The sequence below is a fragment of the [Actinomadura] parvosata subsp. kistnae genome, from assembly GCF_900323885.1.
GTDB lineage: Bacteria > Actinomycetota > Actinomycetes > Streptosporangiales > Streptosporangiaceae > Nonomuraea > Nonomuraea composti.
Window position 1 is genome coordinate 4,442,114 of record NZ_OOHJ01000018.1, and the last position, 16,460, is coordinate 4,458,573.

Consider the following 16,460-nt stretch of genomic DNA (forward strand, 5'->3'; position numbering starts at 1 on the left):
AATCAGCGGGCATAAGGCGTACGATGGCTTCCGGAAGAGGGGGCGACATGCTCTTGAGGTTCGCTGCTACGAACCATGCATCGCTGCGAGATCGCCAGGAACTGAGCATGGTTGCGATGGACCGCCACGACGATCTCGCCGTTCAGGAGATTCCAGGCCAAACCGGGCGATACGCCCTGCCGGCGGTAGGGGTTTTCGGGCCGAACGCGTCGGGCAAATCAAACCTTCTCGATGCTCTGAAGTACATGTGTTGGGCGGTCAGGAATTCCCATCAGAAATGGAATCCTGATGGCCCGATATCCCGGCGGCCGTTCCTGCTCGACGATGACGGGCCGGCCCGTCCCAGCGAGTATGAGGTGGATATAGTCGCAGAAGGAGTGCGCTATAACTACGGCTTCTCGCTGGACGACATGTGCGTCCGGGAAGAGTGGCTGTACGCATATCCGGAGAAGCGTCGAAGGATGCTCTTCGAGCGAACCCGTGGCGAGCCGATGCGCTTCGGGCCGACGCTCACCGGACAGCGCAAGGTGACCGAGCGTGCCGTCCGCGACAACAGTCTCTTCCTCTCGGCCGCGTACGCCAACAATCTGGAGTCCATCCGGCCGATCTACCGCTGGTTCAGCCGGCGGTGCCGCTCCGCGAACACGGCGAATGAGCAGGCGAGGCTGGGCACCAGCCTGCACCTGCTGGAGAAGCACGACAGTAAAGCCGTTCTGGATCTGCTGAACTTCGCGGACCTGGGCGTGGTCGGCATGAGCATCAAGAAGCTGGAGATGAGCAAGGAGGACCGGGAGAAGTTCTACCGTGTCCTGCAAGCCCTTGAAATCGACGACACCGGTGTCAACCTCGACAGCGTCTCACGCGAGGTCGAAATCCAGCATCGGACGGCGACCGGGCCCAAGTCGCTGGATTTCAACTCGGAGTCGACCGGCACCCGCACGTGGCTCTCCATGCTGGGGCCCATTCTGGTGACTCTGGGCACCGGCAGTCTTTTGGTGGTGGACGAGCTGGACGCGCGACTGCACCCATCCCTGACCGCCGAGCTGGTGCGACTCTTTCAGGATCCGGCCATCAACACCAAGGGCGGCCAGCTCCTCTTCAACTCCCACGACGTCACCTTGCTGGGCGGGAAGGCGCAGTTCCGTCTGCACCGAGATCAGATCTGGTTCACCGAGAAGGACGAGACCGGCGGTACCCGCGTGTATCCGTTGACGGAGTACAGAGTGCGGGAAGGATTGGACAACATCGAACGCTCCTACCTGCGCGGGCGCTATGGTGCCACGCCGTTCTTCGATGAGACCATCCTCCTTGAGCTCATCCAAGCGGGTGATATCGAGCATGCCTCGGGGCAATAGGCCGCTGGATCGGAAATCCGGGAAGCCCAAGCCGCCGCGCAAAAGGCTCTCGATATACTGTGAAGGCAGGGTCACGGAGAAAATCTACTTCTGCGGCCTCAGATCCACCCTGCGGGCGGCGAACGTCGATGTTCGCGTCGTGCCCACGAAGGGAAACTCGCATTCGATCGTCCGCTATGCGATCAATGACACGGGTCTGGCGCGCAGGAGCGATATCGACTTCCAGCGCGGGGATCAGGTCTGGTGCGTCTTCGACGTGGAGGCTCCGCAGTGCCACCCGGGCATTGAGGAGGCCGAGAAGCTGGCTTCCAAGTATGGGATCAAGCTCGCGGTGTCGAACCCGTGCTTCGAGCTCTGGCTGCTCCTGCATTTTCAGGAGCAGCGGGCCTATCTCACCACGGCGAACGCCTGCACGAAGTTAGCAGTGCACCTTCCTGACTACAACAAACGGATCAGCTTCGATGCGTTCGCGGAGCTGTATTCAGGTGGCCGGTCGCGCGCCGTGGACCTTGGGGCGAAGTTCGGCGAGGCCGCGAATCTGGTCGAGAGAAATCCCTGGTCTTCAGTCTGGGTGCTTGTGGACCACATCAAGAGCTTCAGCAACGAATGAGCATCACGTACAAGATCTTTATATGTAAGCGCTGAGCCGACCAGGCTCTCGGCGGCTCGGTCACGATGTGGGCCGCAGTCGCCGTCAGGTGGACGGGAGGAGCGCGCATGCGAAGATCTCAGGCATGCCGACCGATCTACGCGCCCGGTGGAATCACAACACGCACTACCACCACCTGGCCCTGGAGGCCGTCGCGCCCGCCGCGCGGACGGCTCTGGACGTCGGGACAGGCGATGGGCTGCTGGCGACGGCGCTACGGGAGCTGGTGCCGCACGTGACCGCCATCGATCTGGATCCCGAAGTCCTGGACCGGGCTCGCGCGACGGGAGCGGACGTGGACTGGGTCGTGGGTGATGTGATGAGCAGCCCGTTGCCGGAGGGGCATTTCGACGTCGTCACGTCCATCGCCACCGTGCATCACCTGCCCGACCTGGGCGCCGCACTGGCGAGGCTGGCGTCGCTCACGGCGCCGGGCGGGGCGCTGGTCGTGATCGGTTGCGCCAGGAACGGGCATCCGCGCGACTACCTGATGGACCTTGCCGGGATCGTCCAGCATCAGGTGCTCTCACGCACCCGCGGCTACTGGAACCACACGGCACCCGTGCAGATGACCTTTCCCCACACCTACGCCCAGGTGAAGCAGGTGGCTTCCGCTGTTCTGCCAGGGATGCGGTGGCGCCGGCTACCGCTCTTCCGGTACGCCGTCGTCTGGCGCAAGACCGGCTGACCTGCTGTGTCGCGAGATCGCCGGCGCGCGCGTCCTCACCGCGTAACCGTCGTCGCCGTTCTCCCGTCGTTCCCTGGCCGCCTCGGAGACGATGAGGAGATGACGGAGAACCGATCCGCGCAGTCGCCGTCGGGTGGAGGGGCGAGATCGCGTACGAACTGGACGGCAGTGAGCGCCCTGGCCGGGACGCTCGCCGCCGTGATCGCGCTGGTCGCCTACCTGAGGCCGCCGCCCGCACCCGCGCAGCCCCCGCCCTCGCACTCGGCCGACGTGGTGGAGTCGACCCCGGCCGCCACACAGCCACCCGCTACGGAGCCGAGCACCAGCCCGACCCCGACGGCGGAGCCCAGTACGGCCGAGCCGCCTGCCGTGCGGCCCACGCAAGAGGCCGGGGGCAGTGCCGCGCCGTTGTCAGCGGTCCGGCCCGGCGGTTGTGACGATGCGGCCGCGGCGCTGGCCGCGTACCGGCGGAATGCCGGGAGCGCCCGCAGCACCCAGGCGGCGGCGGCTCATCAGGCCTACCTCGACCTGATGGGGGCGGTCCTCGACGCGCAGGGAGTGGTGGGGCAGAAGATCAGCCGGCTGGCCGCCGAGTTCCAGGAGCTGTACTTCCGGCTCAGCGGCATGAACGGCGGCGATCCGAACCAGGTGATCACGGACATCAACGCGGATATGGCGGACCTCGGCACGCTGTGCCAGCCGGCCTGACGGGTGTGCTCCTCGGCCCGTCACCGGCGACACCCGGTCGCCGGTCGGGAGGCGTGACCTGCCGCGCCGTCCCGCCGCAGGGCGCTAGTCTGCCGCCATGGATCTGAAAGAGCAGGTACGCGAGCTGCGCCTGCAGGGCAAGTCCCCCAAGGAGATCGCCCGCGCGCTCAAGGTCTCGCCGTCGGTGGTGGCGCCGATCGTCCGGGCGATCGCCGCCGAGACGGCTGAGGCCGCCGAGGCGCAGGGGCCGGGGGAGGCCGAGGTGGTCGGGTGCTGGATCAACGTGGGGTGGAGCGAGGGGCTCGGCCTCGATCCGGCGCGCGGCTGGGTGGACGAGGCGCCGAATTCCGGGGTGGGCGGCATGGTGTCCGTGCTCGTCGCCCGGCGGCACACGTGGGACCGGCTGTCCGTGTGCGGGTACCTGGCCGATGTCTACTGCCTGGGCGTCAAGAGCGTGATCGGTCCCGACGTGCTCGACGACCGTGACCTGGTGCGGTTCCGCGAGTACTTCTTCGGCGAGTACCCGGGCTGGCAGGAGGCGCCGATCGAGCTGGCCAGGCACCTGGTGTTCGGGTCGGTGGACTACGCGCGCAAGCTCGGGTTCGAGCCGCACGACCTGTTCGCGCTCGGCTCCGACCTGCTCGGCAAGTGGGAGGAGGAGTCGGCGGTCACGTTCGGCCGCGACGGGAAGCCGTTCTACGTGGAGGGGCCGGAGGACGACCCCGCCCGGGTGGTGCGGACGCTGCGGCGGACGCTGTCGGACGACGAGTTCGGGTACGTCACCGCAGGCCAGTGACCCGCAGGGTGAGGTTGAGCCGGCCGGAGGTCAGCCCGGTGGCGGGGTCGCCGGTGCCCGGGTAGACCTTCGGCACGCCGTGGTAGGCGAAGCGCGACGGCCCGCCGAACACGAACAGGTCGCCCGAGGCGAGCCGCACGTCGGTGTACGGCCGGCCGCGCGTCTCGGTGTTGCCGAAGCGGAACAGGCACGTGTCGCCGATGCTCAACGACACCACAGGGGCGTCGGAACGCTCGTCCTTGTCCTGGTGCATGCCCATCTTGGCCTGGCCGTCGTAGAAGTTGATCAGAGCGGTGTCGGGTTCGTACGGGACGTCGCGCCCGTAGGCGTCGGCCAGGGCGCGCCGGCCGAGGTCGGCCAGCCAGCCGGGGAAGGCGGCCACCTGGCGGCCGTTCACGTCGTGCGCGACGCGCGTGTACGCGTACGGCCGCCAGTGCCAGCCCAGGCACACCGTCTGCACCGACATGACGCCGCCGCTCGGCAGCACGGTGTGCCGCATCGGCACCGGGCCGCGCGCCCATTCCCGGCATTCCTGGACGAGGTGGCGTTGCTCGTCGAGCGTCAGCCAGCCGGGCACGTGGACCGCGCCGGGCGCGATCTCCCTCATGGGTAGCGGGATCACGATCGCTGCTCCTGAGGTGACTCCGCGCGACTGTCCTGGCAGGTCACGCTACTTTCCCGAAATATCAGGTTACGTCCGATGCGCCACACCGTCCCGTCCCGGCCGGCGCCCCGCATCCCCTCCAGTGTCCCAGGCGGCGCGATCGCCACGGCCGCCGCCGTCCCCGCGAACCCGTACGTACGGCCGGGATCCCAGCCCGTGCTGCGCCGCAGCCGCTCGCTCATCCCGGCCCACCCGCGTGCCTCGCCCGCCACCACCCACGCGTCCGGCTCGCCCGCCGTGAACCGCCTGGCCTGCCGCAACCAGGACGCCGCCACCTCCGGCCAGCCGACCACCGCCAGCACCGTCCCGTCCCACGCCCGCGCGAACGCCTCGGCGGCGGGCGCGGCCTCCCGCCCGTGCCCGATCACGACGGTACGGGCCCGTTGCGCCCGGACGAGCGCGACCACCGTCTCCAGCTCGCGAGCCGTGACCCCCGTCATGCGAGGGCTCACTTCGCGTCGTGGAGGACGAGGCCGAGCGTGTGCCGCAGCCCCGAGCGTACGGTGCTGACGCCGTGCCGCACCGGCGCGGCCGACCAGCCGCGCGACGACCGCACGGGCCGGTCGCGGGTCGTGAAGATCAGCCCGTGGCCCTGCGGCAGCAACGTCACCGTCCCCCGCGACTGCGCCCGCGGCCGCTGCTCCACCAGCAGGAACTCGCCCCCGGTGTAGTCCTCGCCCGGCCGGTCCAGCCCGATCACCACCTGCAGCGGGAACACCAGATCCCCGTACAGGTCGCGGTGCAACGCGTTCCAGTCATTCTCCCGGTAGCGGAGCAGGATCGGTGTCGGGCGGGTCTGGCCGGCGCGGTGGCACATGTCCAGCCACTCGCCGAAGTCGTCCGGCCAGGGGGCGGGCTGCCCGAGGCGGGCCGCCCAGTCCCTGGCGATCGGCAGCAACGGGGGGTAGAACTCGGCGCGCAGCCGCTGCACCAGGGGCGGCAGCGGGTGGTCGAAGTAGCGGTACTGGCCGGCGCCGAAGCGGTAGCGCTCCATGTCGATGGTGGCGCGGAAGAACGCGGTCTCGTCGTACAGACCGGAGATCTCCTCGCACTCCTCCCGCGTGAGGAGGGGCGGCGTCAGCGCGCACCCGTAGGCGTCCAGCTCGGCCGCGAGCTTGTTCCAGTCGGCGTTCACAGCGTGCTCCAGAGCTGGGGCTGCAGGACGCCTTCGAGCGTGAGCAGCGCGCGCTTGCGTTCCAGGCCGGCCGCGTAGCCCGTCAGGGCGCCGTCGGCGGCGACGACGCGGTGGCAGGGGAGCAGGACGAGCAGCGGGTTCGCGCCGACGGCCGCACCGACCGCGCGGATCCGGTCGGCGGGCGCGCCGATGCGGGCGGCGAGCGCGCCGTAGCTGGTCGTCGTCCCGTACGGGAGCCCGGCCAGCTCCGTCCACACCCGTTCCTGGAACGTGCTGCCGCGCGGCCGGAGCGGCAGGTCGAAGGCGGTGCGCTCGCCCGCGAAGTACTCGCCGAGCTGCCGCGCCGCCTCCGCGAACTTGAGGTCGTCGCGCCGCAGGCCCGCCGTGTGCGGGGCAGCCGGGGCGAACGACAGGCGGGTCAGCGCCGTGCCGTCCCCCACGAGCAGGATCTCGCCCAGCGGGCTGTCGATCGTGGTGTAGATGTCCATACTTGTACGAACACCAGCGGCCCCGTCCGAGGTCGGCGGTTTTCGGACGTCGTGGCACCCGTTCTCGTGCCGTCATAGGCTCACTTCGTCGTCGAGCAAGGAGTGAGAGAGCATGGCCGAGTCGCGCGAGCGTACCTTCACCGGCACGAGGGGCCGCAACACGGCCCGCGAGTGGCCCCATGAGCAGCCCCGATACCTCGCGATCCTGGTCCACGGCTACGGCGAGCACATCGGCCGCTACGAGCACGTCGCCGACCGGCTCGTCCGGCACGGCGCCGCCGTGTACGGCCTCGACCACGTGGGGCACGGCAAGTCCGAGGGCGACCGGGCACTCGTCGAGGACTTCGAGGACGTCGTCACCGACGTGCACGCCGTTGAGGAGCACGCCAGGGCCGAGCACCCCGGCGTGCCCGTCGTGCTGATCGGCCACTCCATGGGCGGCATGATCGCCGCCCGCTACGCCCAGCGGTACGGGTCAGGGCTGACCGCGCTCGTCCTGTCCGGGCCGGTGATCGGGGAGTGGGGGGCCGTGCCGGCGCTGCTGGCGTTCGAGGAGCCGCCGGACGTGCCGATCGACCCGAGCACGCTCTCCCGCGACCCCTCCGTGGGCGCCGCGTACGCCGCCGACCCGCTCGTGTGGCACGGGCCGTTCAAGCGGGCGACGCTGGAATCGTTCGCGGCGACGCTCGAGACGATCGCCAAGGGCGGCACGTTCGGCGCGCTGCCCACCCTGTGGGTGCACGGGGACGACGACCAGCTCGTGCCGCTCGCCGGCAGCCGCGCCGGCATCGAGGCCGTCAAGGGGAGCGACCTGACGGAGCGGATCTATCCGGGGGCCCGGCACGAGGTGTTCAACGAGATCAACAAGGACGAGGTGCTGGACGACGTCACGTCCTTCATCGACCGCGCCCTGCCCGGTGCGTGACTGTCGGCTAGTGGACGGGTAGCCAGACGTGCCCCGAACCTCGGTCGCGGGACAGCTCGACCTTCCAGCACCCCCGCTTCGGGAACACGAACCCCGTGCCCCACTCCTGCCCGGGCCGCCGCCAGGTCGAGCTCCCATGCTCCTCCGGCCCCCACACCGGCCTGGCGAGCGTCCCGTCCGGGTGGACCGCCCGGGCGCGCAGCGGGCCCTCCCCGGTCATCCGCCACACGATCTTGACCTCGTCGCCCGCGCTGAGGGGGGTGGCCTTCACGAACAGCAACCCCCACAGCTCGGCGTCCCGCGCCGTCCCCCGCACCTCGGGGAAGCCCTCTCCCTCCAACACCGGCGTGCCGTGACAGCCGGCGCCGGTAGCGGTCGGGCGCGGGCTGGCCTCGCCGCTCGGGCTCGCTTTGACGTCCGTACGTGAGCCCGCCCCCGCGCCCGAGGCACACCCACTGGCCACCATCACCACGACAACCACCCCGGCACAAACCTTCATCAACCGCATCGAACCTCCTCGCCTTCACTACCGGGGCGGCGAGAGAAAGGTTCCGACCCTACCGCCCCCCGAACACGGGCAGCGTGAGCGACGACGGATGCGTCCCGTCATGGAAGATCTCGAACCGCGTGGCCCGGGTCCGCACCGCCTCCGCCACCGGCTCGCCCGTCCCGTGGTTGCGGGCGAACCGCGGGAACGCGCCGCCCGCCACCTGCACCCGCAGCCGGTGCCCGCGCCGGAACCGGTACCCGGTCGGATGCAGCTCCACCTCCGCCTTCACCACGCCCTCGCTCCCGGCGGGCAGCCGCACGATGCCGTCCGTGACGTTGCGCGACACGCCGGACGCGTCCACGTCGCACAGCCGGACGAACACGTCGGCGTGCCCCGTGTCGGTCCGCACGTACACGGTGGCCGAGACCGGGCCGATCAGGTCGAGGTCGCGGGGGAGCGGCCCGCCGGTGTAGACGAGCACGTCGGGGCGGGCCTCGATGGGACGGTTGTCGCGCTGCTTGCCCTGCCGCATGTCCAGGAGCGGCCCGCCGACGGTGCGGGTGGGATGTGCCGGATCGTAGGTGAACGTGTCGGGGGCGCTCTCGCCGGGCGCGCTCCAGCCGAGCCTGCCGTACGAGAGCAGGTGCAGCGGCGTCGGCACCGACTGCGGGGGCGGCCACCGCTCGAAGTCCAGCCAGCGGCCGGCCCGCTGCAGGTAGAGCCGCACGGGTGAGCGCTGCAGCTGGGCGGTGTCGCCGAGCAGGTGCGCCGACAACCACGACACCTCCTCCGCCAGGAACGCCCGCAACGCCCCCAGGTCGTGCCCCCACGGCCCGATCAGGATCCTGCTGCGCCGCCCGGCCTCGCGCAGCGCGGCGTAGTCGCGGAGCTGGGCGGGCAGGAGCAGGTCCCACCAGCCGGTGACCATGCTGGTCGGCGTCGTCATCTTGACCGCCGCCGCGCTGTTGTCGACGTCCGTCCAGAACGGGTCGCCCGCGCCGGAGTGCGCCGCCGCCTCCCGCAGGAACGGCACCTCCTTGCCGATCGCGGCCACGTCCGACCTGCCGAGCGGGACGTGCGCCATCGCCCGCCGCAACCGCCGCTCCCCGCGCGGGCCGGGCAGCATCCCGCCCAGCCGCGCCTCCTCCTGCGTGCCGATGAGCGCCGCCCACGTCAGCAGGTTGTGCAGCGCGAACACGCCGCCCGGATAGAACGTCGTCCTGAACTCGCTGGCCGTCACCCCCAGACACATGGCCTCCAGCGGCGGATCCAGGTAAGGCCCCACCGCCCACTGCGTGAACCCCAGGTAACTCGCCCCGGTCATCGCCAGCCGCCCGTCACACCACGGCTGCTCCCGCAACCACGCCGCCGTGGCCAGGCCGTCCTCCTTCTCCTGGTGGAAGGCCGAGAACCGGCCTCCCGACCCGAACGTGCCCCGGGCGTTCTGCACCACGACCTGCATGCCGCGCCGCGCCAGCACCCGCGCCGTCCCCTTGGCGTCGAGCTTGTGCTTGCCGTACGGCGTGCGCACCAGCACCACCGGCAACGGCTCCGACCCGCGCGGCCGGTAACGGTCGGCCCGCAACACGACCCCGTCCGGCATCGGAACGCGCAGGTCATGGACCACTTCGATGTCCCGAACGGTGGCCTCGGGCAGGCCGAGAAGTCGATCGATCAGTCTGCTGAGCATCCCCATGGCAGATCCTTTCGCTCCGCCCCAGAGTACGGCCCGCCTCCCGGCACGAAGAGGATCGTCCCCGCCCCGTTCGCCGGCGGACGCGATGACTTTTCCCCCACCCCCGGGTCTGCACTTGTGAGGAGGCGACATGAGCGACCAGAAACGGGCACTGACGGCAGGCGTGGCGCTGCTGGAACGGGCGATCGACTACGCGCTCGGCAGCCTGCGCATCGTGACCCCGCCGGCCCTGTGCCGCCCCACCCCCTGCACGGGCTGGAACCTCCACCAGCTCCTCGCCCACCTGGGCGACTCCCTCCAAACCCTGGACGAGGCCGCCACCGGCCACATCCTCCTCGCCCACGGCGCTGCCCTTCCGACGGCACACCAGGCGACCACCCCGGCCACCCCACCCGCCGTACCCGGCACGACAGGCACGCCCGCGGTGCCATGCCCACGCACACCAGGCACCCCCACGTCCGGCCCGCGGACCGCAGGCACCGCTGGTGGGCTCGGCTCGCGAACAACGAGCATCCCCACGCCCGGCACGCCGCCCGCGTCACCGGTGCAGGCGGCAGGCATCCCCGCGCCCGGCACACCGCCCGCGTCACCGGTGCAGGCGGCAGGCATCCCTGCGCCTGGCACACCGCCCGCGCCGCCGGTGCAGGCGGCAGACACCTTCAGTGCCGCGTCGCAACCCACACCCGTGGAGACGGCCGGTGCCGTTGTGTCTGGACCTCGGCCGGAACCAGCGCTCCAAGCCCCCAACCCCGCCCTCCTCCTCAGGGACAGCGCCACAGAAGTGCTCGGCAGATGGGCCGCCCTGATCACCGCCGACCTCGTCACCGTCCACGACCGCCACCTGACCAGCCCGATGGTGGCCGCGGCAGGCGCCGTCGAGATCACCGTGCACGCCTGGGACGTGGCCAGGGCCTGCGGCGATCCCCGCCCGATCCCGCCGCACCTCGCGGAGGATCTGCTCGACCTGGCCCACCTGTTCGTCACGAACGCCGACCGTCCCGCCCGCTTCGCCCGCCCGGTGACCTTGCCCATGTACGCACCCACCCAGGACCACCTCCTCGCCCACCTCGGCCGCCACCCCAACTGGCCAGACCACGACCGACCGGGATGCGACCGACCGGGAGAGGACTGAACACCCGCCCGCCCTCACATCCACCGCCGCCACGCCGTACGATCACCATGTACGGAAAGTCAGACCACATATCGCGGCACCACTCTTGGCGGAATCCGCGACGTCCTGTCCGATACGGTGAGAAGATCGGTTATGGCCGACCCGGCACGGCGGGGCGACCACCCAGACCACACCGTCCAGGGCGACGGGAACCTTGCGGCCCGATCCGCGAGGCGGCGCACGACATCGCCGCGGACCGGCCGACCAACGTGGTGGCGACGACCGTTCTTCGTGCGGCCGTCGCCACCACCACGCCGCCCACCCCACCTGACGCCCTCAGCTCACTTCGCCCCCACCCGGGCTCACCTGCACGGATGCGGCTCATCTTTCCGAGCGCGGCTCACCCTGCCCAGCGCGGCTCATCCAGCCCCCGCTTTGCCCGCCTGAGCCGCCCCACTGGCCGACGCTCGAAGCCCCCTTCCGCTGAGACGTTTCCACGATCTTTGAATCAGGTCCGTCCGCCGTTCACCCTTGAGAAGCTCGTCGATGTCGGAGAGGTGAGCAGGGGGTCCCAATGCCCGACCGTATGCGGATGGATGTGGACACGGCCGAGACGTCCGCCAGGCAAGCGGTGCACGGCACGTCCACCTACGCCACGGCTGTGGCCAGGCTGCGCGCCGACCTGGCCGCCGCCGGGCCGGTGGGTGCCGAGGGCTCCGACCTGGCGGCGGCCATCGAGGAGTTCACGGGGCTGCTGCTGGACACGGCCGACCGCACCGCACAGGCGTACGGGTCCACGGCCGAAGGCATGTCGGCCTCCGTGACCGCGGCACGCTCCGCCGACAGCCGCGCCACGGCACCCGCCACCGCTCTCACTCCGGTGCCCGTGTCATGGGTCTGACGCTCCCGCCCGAGTACGCGGAGGCCGCGGCCCTGGTCGGCCTGTCCGCCGAGCTGTTCCTGTGGGACGAGGACCAGCTCGAACGGCTCGCCGGCACCATCTCGACCTTCTTGCAGGACGTCGAGCCAGGAACGCAGGACCTGCGCCAGGCCGCCACCCGCTTCGCCGCCGCGACCGGCGCATCCGGCCTCACGACCGGAACCGGCGGTGTGACGGGTTTGGCGAGTGCGGCTCAGGGCACGGCCGCCTTGGCGAGTGCGAGTGGTGGTTCGGGCGGCGACACCCCTGGGGTCAACGGCGCGGGTGGCGGCACCCCTGGGCGCGATGGCGCAGGCAGCGGCGCTGCTGGGGGCAATGGTGCGGGTGGCGGCACCCTTGCGGGTAACGGCGCGGGTGGCGGCACCGCCGGGGGTAACGGCGCAGCCGGTGGCGTCGGGGGCGGTAGCGCGGCTGGGGACGCGTTCGTCAGTCACTGGACCGCCATGGCGGGTGCGGGCGGCGCCGATGACGTGCTGCGCGCGGCAGGCTGGACGGCCGCCGCGCTCGGCTTTGCGGCGATGGAGATCAGGGCGGCCAAGACCGTCGTGCTGGCCCGCCTGGCCTGGTGCGCCCGCCAGCTGGCCCTGTCGACCCTCGGCGGCCCGGCCGGGCGGCTGGCCGGCATCGCGAACGTGCTGGCCTCGCGGGTCGCGATCGGCGAGGTCGTCCGCGAGCTCGGCCGCCGGTTGCGGGACGTGGCGGTGCCGGTCGTCCGCCGCGCCATCGCCCTGCTGCGCGAGGCGGCGGGACGGCTGCGCGGCGCGGCCGACACCCTCGGGACCCGGCTGGCAGGGTCGACGCCGCGCCCGGCGTACGCGGGCCTGCCCGGTCACGCGCCGGCCCTGGACGGGACCCGGATGAACATGGGGCGGAAGAAGGACGACGACGAGGGCTTCTCCTGGCTGCCCAAGCGCAACAGCAACGAGTCTCACGACAAGCCCGGGAAGTCGGGGCAGACCTGCGACTACTGCGGCGGCAGCGGCGACGACCCCTTCAAGGACGGCCGGACGTGCCCCAACTGCGTCGGGACGGGCGTGAATCCATGATGAGTCCCTTCTGACGGGTCGTCTCTGCGACTCCGACGGTCGTTCCTGCCGTTGGTAGGTCGTCTCTGCAGCTCGACGGCCCGTTCGCCGCTGGCAGGTCGAACGGGCCGTTCGGCCGCTGGCCGGGCTGCGGCGGACGGCTGCTCCTGCCGTTGACGGGTGGTCTCTGAGGCCGAGGGCCGTGGTGCCGCTGGCCGGGGCGTTGCTGCGTCTGACGGCTGCTCCTGCCGTTGACGGGTCGTTTTTGTGGCTGACGGGCCGTTTGCCGCTCGGGGCGAGCCGTCCCTGGGACTGACGGCCCAAATCTGGGGCTGACGGGCGGCCCGTCTCTAAACTGACGGCCCGGATCTGCGGCTCACCGGCGGCCCGTCTTTAAGACCGACGGCCCGGATCTGCGGCTCACAGGCGGGCCGCCTCTGAGACTGACCGCCCGGATCGCCGGTGACGAGGCGCGTCGTCTCTGCGGCGGCACGGCGGGCGGTGGGGCACTATGACACCACGCACGCCACCCCCCGAGCGCCCCCAGGCCACGGGCCCTCCCGTTCGGAGCAGGCTCAGAGCAGTGTGTCGTCCTCCTCGGGTGTTTCCAGGGTTTGCTGCGCAGGTGGTGGGGTGGCGTCGTCTCCGTGGAGGGTGCTCAGGACCTGCTCCCCGTACTTGGCCAGTTTGTTCTCCCCGACGCCGTTCACCTTGCTCAGCTCCGCCAGCGACGTGGGAGCCAGGGTGGCGATCTCGCGGAGGGTGGCGTCGTGGAAGATGACGTAGGCAGGCACCCCCTGCTCCTTGGCGGTGGCGCCGCGCCAGGCGCGCAGGCGTTCGAAGAGGGCGGCGGCCTCGGCGGGGAGCTCCACGGCGGCCTGGGCGGGCTTGGTGCCGGAGGAGGTCTTGGCGCGGGCGGGGCGGTGGGTGTCGCGGCGCAGGCGTACCTCGCGCTGGCCGCGCAGCACCGCCGCGCTGTCGTCGGTGAGCACCAGCGCGCCGTAGTCGGACTCCACCGCGAGCAGGCCCTGGGCCAGGAGCTGGCGGACCACGCCGTGCCACTCGGCGTTGCCCAGGTCGGTGCCGACCCCGAACACCGACAAGGTGTCGTGCCCGTGCTGCAGCACCTTGGCGGTCTTCTTGCCGAGCAGGATGTCGACCACCTGCCCCACGCCGAACTTCTGCCGCCGCTCCCTGAGCAGCCGCAGCACCGTGGACAGCACCTTTTGTGCCGGGATCGTGCCGTCCCAGGACTCGGGAGGGGTCTGGCAGGTGTCGCAGTTTCCGCACGGCTGCGACCCCTTCTGCCCGAAGTAGTCGAGCAGCATCATGCGGCGGCAGCCGACGGTCTCGCAGAGCGCGAGCATCGCGTCGAGGTGCTGCACCTGGCGGCGGCGGTGGGCGTCGTCGCCCTCCATCGCCATGCGGCGGTGCTGGACGACGTCCTGCAGTCCGTAGGCCATCCACGCGGTCGCGGGCAGCCCGTCGCGCCCCGCCCGCCCGGTCTCCTGGTAGTAGCCCTCGACGGACTTGGGCAGGTCGAGGTGGGCCACGAAGCGGACGTCGGGCTTGTCGATGCCCATGCCGAACGCGATCGTGGCCACCACGATCAGGCCGTCCTCGCGCAGGAATCGGGCCTGGTGGTGGGCGCGGGTGCGGGCGTCGAGCCCCGCGTGGTACGGCACCGCCGCGATGCCGTGCTCCACCAGGAACTCGGCGATCTTCTCCACGGAGGAGCGCGACAGGCAGTAGACGATGCCGGAGTCGCCGGGATGCTCGGTGCGCAGGAAGTCGAGCAGCTGCCGCTTGGGCTCGCTCTTGGGCGTGATGCGGTAGTGGATGTTGGGCCGGTCGAAGCCGGCCACGAAATGGCGGGCCTGGTCGAGGCCCAGCCGGGAGGAAATCTCGGCGTGCGTGGCCGGCGTGGCGGTGGCGGTCAGCGCGATGCGCGGCACCTCGGGCCACAGCTCGCGCAGCTTCGACAGCTCCAGGTAGTCGGGACGGAAGTCGTGGCCCCACTGGGCGACGCAGTGCGCCTCGTCGATGGCGAACACCGCGATGTCGCCCTTGCCCAGCAGCCGCAGCGTCGCGTCGACGCGCAGCCGTTCGGGGGCGAGGTAGAGCAGGTCGAGCTCGCCGGCCAGGAACTCCGACTCGACGAGCTGCCGCTCGTCGAAGCCCTGCGTCGAGTTGAGGAACCCCGCGCGCACGCCGAGCGCCCGCAGCGCGTCGACCTGATCCTGCATCAGCGCGATCAGGGGGGAGATGACCACCCCCACGCCTTTTCGCACCAGGGCGGGGATCTGGTAGCAGAGCGACTTGCCGCCGCCGGTGGGCATCAGGACGAGGGCGTCGCCGCCGGCCACGACGTGGTCGATGATCTCCTGCTGGCCCGACCGGAACGAGTCGTAGCCGAACACGCGGTGCAGGACCTCGGTGGGGGTATCCATGCGGCTACCTTACGTGTTCGGGGATGAGCGGATCGTCAGTTCCGCCGATGGCGGAGCGGAGCAGCGCCGGTGGTTCCTGCATGCACACCTTGGCGATGCTAGCCGCCACGACCGACAACCCGGCACCGCCCGAAGGCCGCTCCCCGGCAGCGTGCGCGAGTCGCTACCCGGTCGCCTCCGCCGGACGTACCCGGGCATAGAGCACCAGCGACACCGCCCCCAGCACGCAAGCCACCGCCACCACCCCCATGACCGCCGGATACCCGGCGACCTGCGCCACCCCGGCCGCCGCCAAGGGCGCGACGGCCTTGGCCACCGTGATGGGCAGGGCGAGCGCCCCGCTCAGTGACGCGTACGCGGCCGTGCCGTACCGGTCGGCGAGCAGGGCGGGACGGGCGATGGTGCCGACCCCGAACCCCAGCCCGAACAGCACCACCGCCACCACCGCCCCAAAGGCGTCCCGCCCGATCAGCGGCAGCAGGACGGCGGCGAGGCCCTGCAGCCCGAAGATGGCCGCCGCGATCAGCGCCACGGGCCAGCGGGCCTGCAGCCCGGTGGTGACCAGCCGCCCCGTCACGGACAGCACCCCGAGCAGCCCGGCCACTCCGGCGGCGAAGACGGGGGCGTGGCCGAGGGCGATCAGGTACGTGACGAGCAGCACCCCCATGACGGCCACGGCGCCCGTCTGGGTGAGGAAGGCCGCCGCCAGCAGCCAGAAGGGCCGCTCGCGCAGTGCCGCGCCGACGATCTCGCCCCGGTCGACGTGGGCGGGCGCGGCCCGGCCGCGGACGGCGAGCCCGTGCAGGGGGACGGCCGTCAGCGCGTACCCGACGGCCAGGACGACCAGCGCCCGCCGCCACCCGTACAGCTCGACGAGGAGCCCGGTGAGCGGCAGGAAGATGCTGGAGGCGAACCCGGCGACGACGGTGACGGCGAGCAGTGCCCGCGCCCGCCGGGCCGCGTCGAACCAGGCCACGATCACCGCGAACGCCGCCTCGTACAGCACCATGGCCGACGCCACGCCGAGCACTCCGCACACGAGGTAGAGCTGCACCACGGAGCGCACCTGCGACCAGGCGAGCACCGCCAGCGCGCCGAGCACGGACCCGAGGGTCATCAGGCCGCGCCCGCCGTGCCGGTCGAGCCAGCGCCCGATGAGCGGGGCGACGAGCCCGGACACGAGGACGGACAGCGTGATCGCCCCGGTGAGCTGCGCGACGCCGGCGTGGAGTTCGCGCGACATGGGCGGGATGAACACGGAGAAGGCGTAATAGAGAATGCCGTATCCGGCGGTCTGCGTGATCGCGAGTGCGCCGATCATTCGCGCCGGCGCCTTCGGT

Annotated in this window: 17 protein-coding genes; 9 read left to right on the forward strand and 8 right to left on the reverse strand. The window is 71.2% G+C overall.

The features are described from left to right. The first annotated feature begins 116 nt into the window (after nucleotides 1–116). The 5 genes from KIS93_RS41065 to KIS93_RS41085 all read left to right on the forward strand — a co-directional run bounded on the left by KIS93_RS41065 (nucleotide 117) and on the right by KIS93_RS41085 (nucleotide 4,196). Nucleotides 117–1,355 (forward strand): AAA family ATPase, encoded by a 1,239-nt coding sequence (locus tag KIS93_RS41065; RefSeq protein ID WP_186404685.1) that lies wholly within the window; start codon nucleotides 117–119, stop codon nucleotides 1,353–1,355. Continuing rightward, nucleotides 1,339–1,965, forward strand: coding sequence for an RloB family protein (locus KIS93_RS41070; RefSeq protein ID WP_186404686.1), 627 nt, complete (start codon nucleotides 1,339–1,341; stop codon nucleotides 1,963–1,965). Before KIS93_RS41065 ends, KIS93_RS41070 begins: the two co-directional genes overlap by 17 nt. A 124-nt stretch (nucleotides 1,966–2,089) precedes the next feature. Beyond that, on the forward strand, nucleotides 2,090–2,692 hold the full coding sequence (locus KIS93_RS41075) for a class I SAM-dependent methyltransferase (RefSeq protein WP_080042608.1): 603 nt from the start codon (nucleotides 2,090–2,092) through the stop codon (nucleotides 2,690–2,692). Nucleotides 2,693–2,791: 99 nt separating this feature from the next. Beyond that, nucleotides 2,792–3,400, forward strand: coding sequence for a hypothetical protein (locus KIS93_RS41080; RefSeq protein ID WP_155128480.1), 609 nt, complete (start codon nucleotides 2,792–2,794; stop codon nucleotides 3,398–3,400). Nucleotides 3,401–3,497: 97 nt separating this feature from the next. Further along, nucleotides 3,498–4,196: a helix-turn-helix domain-containing protein gene (locus KIS93_RS41085; protein WP_230465554.1), complete on the forward strand. Its 699-nt coding sequence runs from the start codon at nucleotides 3,498–3,500 to the stop codon at nucleotides 4,194–4,196. Here the strand turns inward: KIS93_RS41085 and KIS93_RS41090 are convergent. Genes KIS93_RS41090 through KIS93_RS41105 form a run of 4 tightly spaced genes read right to left on the reverse strand, consistent with a single transcriptional unit; the run spans nucleotide 4,180 to nucleotide 6,483 of the window. Then, complete coding sequence (locus KIS93_RS41090) at nucleotides 4,180–4,821, reverse strand: alpha-ketoglutarate-dependent dioxygenase AlkB family protein (protein WP_471633771.1); 642 nt, start codon at nucleotides 4,819–4,821, stop codon at nucleotides 4,180–4,182. The two genes, KIS93_RS41085 and KIS93_RS41090, sit on opposite strands and share 17 nt — an antisense overlap. After that, entirely contained in the window at nucleotides 4,815–5,300 is a 486-nt protein-coding gene (locus tag KIS93_RS41095; RefSeq protein ID WP_080042605.1) for a hypothetical protein, read from the reverse strand. Before KIS93_RS41095 ends, KIS93_RS41090 begins: the two co-directional genes overlap by 7 nt. An 8-nt stretch (nucleotides 5,301–5,308) precedes the next feature. Next, nucleotides 5,309–5,995, reverse strand: coding sequence for a 2OG-Fe(II) oxygenase (locus KIS93_RS41100; RefSeq protein WP_080042604.1), 687 nt, complete (start codon nucleotides 5,993–5,995; stop codon nucleotides 5,309–5,311). Next, on the reverse strand, nucleotides 5,992–6,483 hold the full coding sequence (locus tag KIS93_RS41105) for a methylated-DNA--[protein]-cysteine S-methyltransferase (RefSeq protein WP_080042603.1): 492 nt from the start codon (nucleotides 6,481–6,483) through the stop codon (nucleotides 5,992–5,994). The genes KIS93_RS41100 and KIS93_RS41105 overlap by 4 nt, the downstream gene beginning before the upstream one ends. Before the next feature lie 112 nt (nucleotides 6,484–6,595). On the opposite strand from KIS93_RS41105, the gene KIS93_RS41110 reads away from it, so the two are divergent. Continuing rightward, on the forward strand, nucleotides 6,596–7,408 hold the full coding sequence (locus KIS93_RS41110; protein WP_080042602.1) for an alpha/beta hydrolase: 813 nt from the start codon (nucleotides 6,596–6,598) through the stop codon (nucleotides 7,406–7,408). 7 nt (nucleotides 7,409–7,415) lie between these two features. Here KIS93_RS41110 and KIS93_RS41115 read toward each other — a convergent pair whose 3' ends face one another. Further along, a complete protein-coding gene (locus KIS93_RS41115; protein ID WP_155128478.1) occupies nucleotides 7,416–7,751 on the reverse strand; it encodes a hypothetical protein in 336 nt (111 codons plus the stop codon). 214 nt (nucleotides 7,752–7,965) lie between these two features. Continuing rightward, entirely contained in the window at nucleotides 7,966–9,588 is a 1,623-nt protein-coding gene (locus tag KIS93_RS41120; protein WP_080047210.1) for a CocE/NonD family hydrolase, read from the reverse strand. A 136-nt stretch (nucleotides 9,589–9,724) separates the two neighbouring features. Between KIS93_RS41120 and KIS93_RS41125 the strand changes: the two genes are divergently transcribed. The 3 genes from KIS93_RS41125 (at nucleotide 9,725) to KIS93_RS41135 (ending at nucleotide 12,691) form a co-directional block, all read left to right on the forward strand. Beyond that, nucleotides 9,725–10,726 carry a maleylpyruvate isomerase N-terminal domain-containing protein gene (locus KIS93_RS41125; protein ID WP_080042600.1) on the forward strand — a complete coding sequence of 334 codons (1,002 nt, stop codon included), beginning with the start codon at nucleotides 9,725–9,727 and terminating at the stop codon, nucleotides 10,724–10,726. A gap of 571 nt (nucleotides 10,727–11,297) precedes the next feature. Next, nucleotides 11,298–11,606: a hypothetical protein gene (locus KIS93_RS41130; protein WP_155128476.1), complete on the forward strand. Its 309-nt coding sequence runs from the start codon at nucleotides 11,298–11,300 to the stop codon at nucleotides 11,604–11,606. Continuing rightward, nucleotides 11,597–12,691: a hypothetical protein gene (locus KIS93_RS41135; RefSeq protein WP_155128474.1), complete on the forward strand. Its 1,095-nt coding sequence runs from the start codon at nucleotides 11,597–11,599 to the stop codon at nucleotides 12,689–12,691. Before KIS93_RS41130 ends, KIS93_RS41135 begins: the two co-directional genes overlap by 10 nt. A 554-nt stretch (nucleotides 12,692–13,245) precedes the next feature. Here the strand turns inward: KIS93_RS41135 and recQ are convergent. After that, the gene (gene recQ, locus KIS93_RS41140; protein ID WP_080042597.1) at nucleotides 13,246–15,120 is read right to left on the reverse strand and encodes a DNA helicase RecQ; all 1,875 of its coding nucleotides are present in this window, start codon (nucleotides 15,118–15,120) and stop codon (nucleotides 13,246–13,248) included. Nucleotides 15,121–15,283: 163 nt separating this feature from the next. Beyond that, entirely contained in the window at nucleotides 15,284–16,441 is a 1,158-nt protein-coding gene (locus tag KIS93_RS41145) for an MFS transporter (RefSeq protein WP_080047209.1), read from the reverse strand. Between the last annotated feature and the right edge of the window lie 19 nt (nucleotides 16,442–16,460).

Bases quoted from the DNA above. Each gene is read 5' to 3' on its own strand.
- KIS93_RS41065 (WP_186404685.1), top strand. From the start codon at position 117: ATGGACCGCCACGACGATCTCGCCGTTCAGGAGATTCCAGGCCAAACC.
- KIS93_RS41070 (WP_186404686.1), top strand. From the start codon at position 1,339: ATGCCTCGGGGCAATAGGCCGCTGGATCGGAAATCCGGGAAGCCCAAG.
- KIS93_RS41075 (WP_080042608.1), top strand. From the start codon at position 2,090: ATGCCGACCGATCTACGCGCCCGGTGGAATCACAACACGCACTACCAC.
- KIS93_RS41080 (WP_155128480.1), top strand. From the start codon at position 2,792: ATGACGGAGAACCGATCCGCGCAGTCGCCGTCGGGTGGAGGGGCGAGA.
- KIS93_RS41085 (WP_230465554.1), top strand. From the start codon at position 3,498: ATGGATCTGAAAGAGCAGGTACGCGAGCTGCGCCTGCAGGGCAAGTCC.
- KIS93_RS41095 (WP_080042605.1), bottom strand. From the start codon at position 5,300: ATGACGGGGGTCACGGCTCGCGAGCTGGAGACGGTGGTCGCGCTCGTC.
- KIS93_RS41105 (WP_080042603.1), bottom strand. From the start codon at position 6,483: ATGGACATCTACACCACGATCGACAGCCCGCTGGGCGAGATCCTGCTC.
- KIS93_RS41110 (WP_080042602.1), top strand. From the start codon at position 6,596: ATGGCCGAGTCGCGCGAGCGTACCTTCACCGGCACGAGGGGCCGCAAC.
- KIS93_RS41120 (WP_080047210.1), bottom strand. From the start codon at position 9,588: ATGCTCAGCAGACTGATCGATCGACTTCTCGGCCTGCCCGAGGCCACC.
- KIS93_RS41125 (WP_080042600.1), top strand. From the start codon at position 9,725: ATGAGCGACCAGAAACGGGCACTGACGGCAGGCGTGGCGCTGCTGGAA.
- KIS93_RS41130 (WP_155128476.1), top strand. From the start codon at position 11,298: ATGGATGTGGACACGGCCGAGACGTCCGCCAGGCAAGCGGTGCACGGC.
- KIS93_RS41135 (WP_155128474.1), top strand. From the start codon at position 11,597: ATGGGTCTGACGCTCCCGCCCGAGTACGCGGAGGCCGCGGCCCTGGTC.
- recQ (WP_080042597.1), bottom strand. From the start codon at position 15,120: ATGGATACCCCCACCGAGGTCCTGCACCGCGTGTTCGGCTACGACTCG.
- KIS93_RS41145 (WP_080047209.1), bottom strand. From the start codon at position 16,441: ATGATCGGCGCACTCGCGATCACGCAGACCGCCGGATACGGCATTCTC.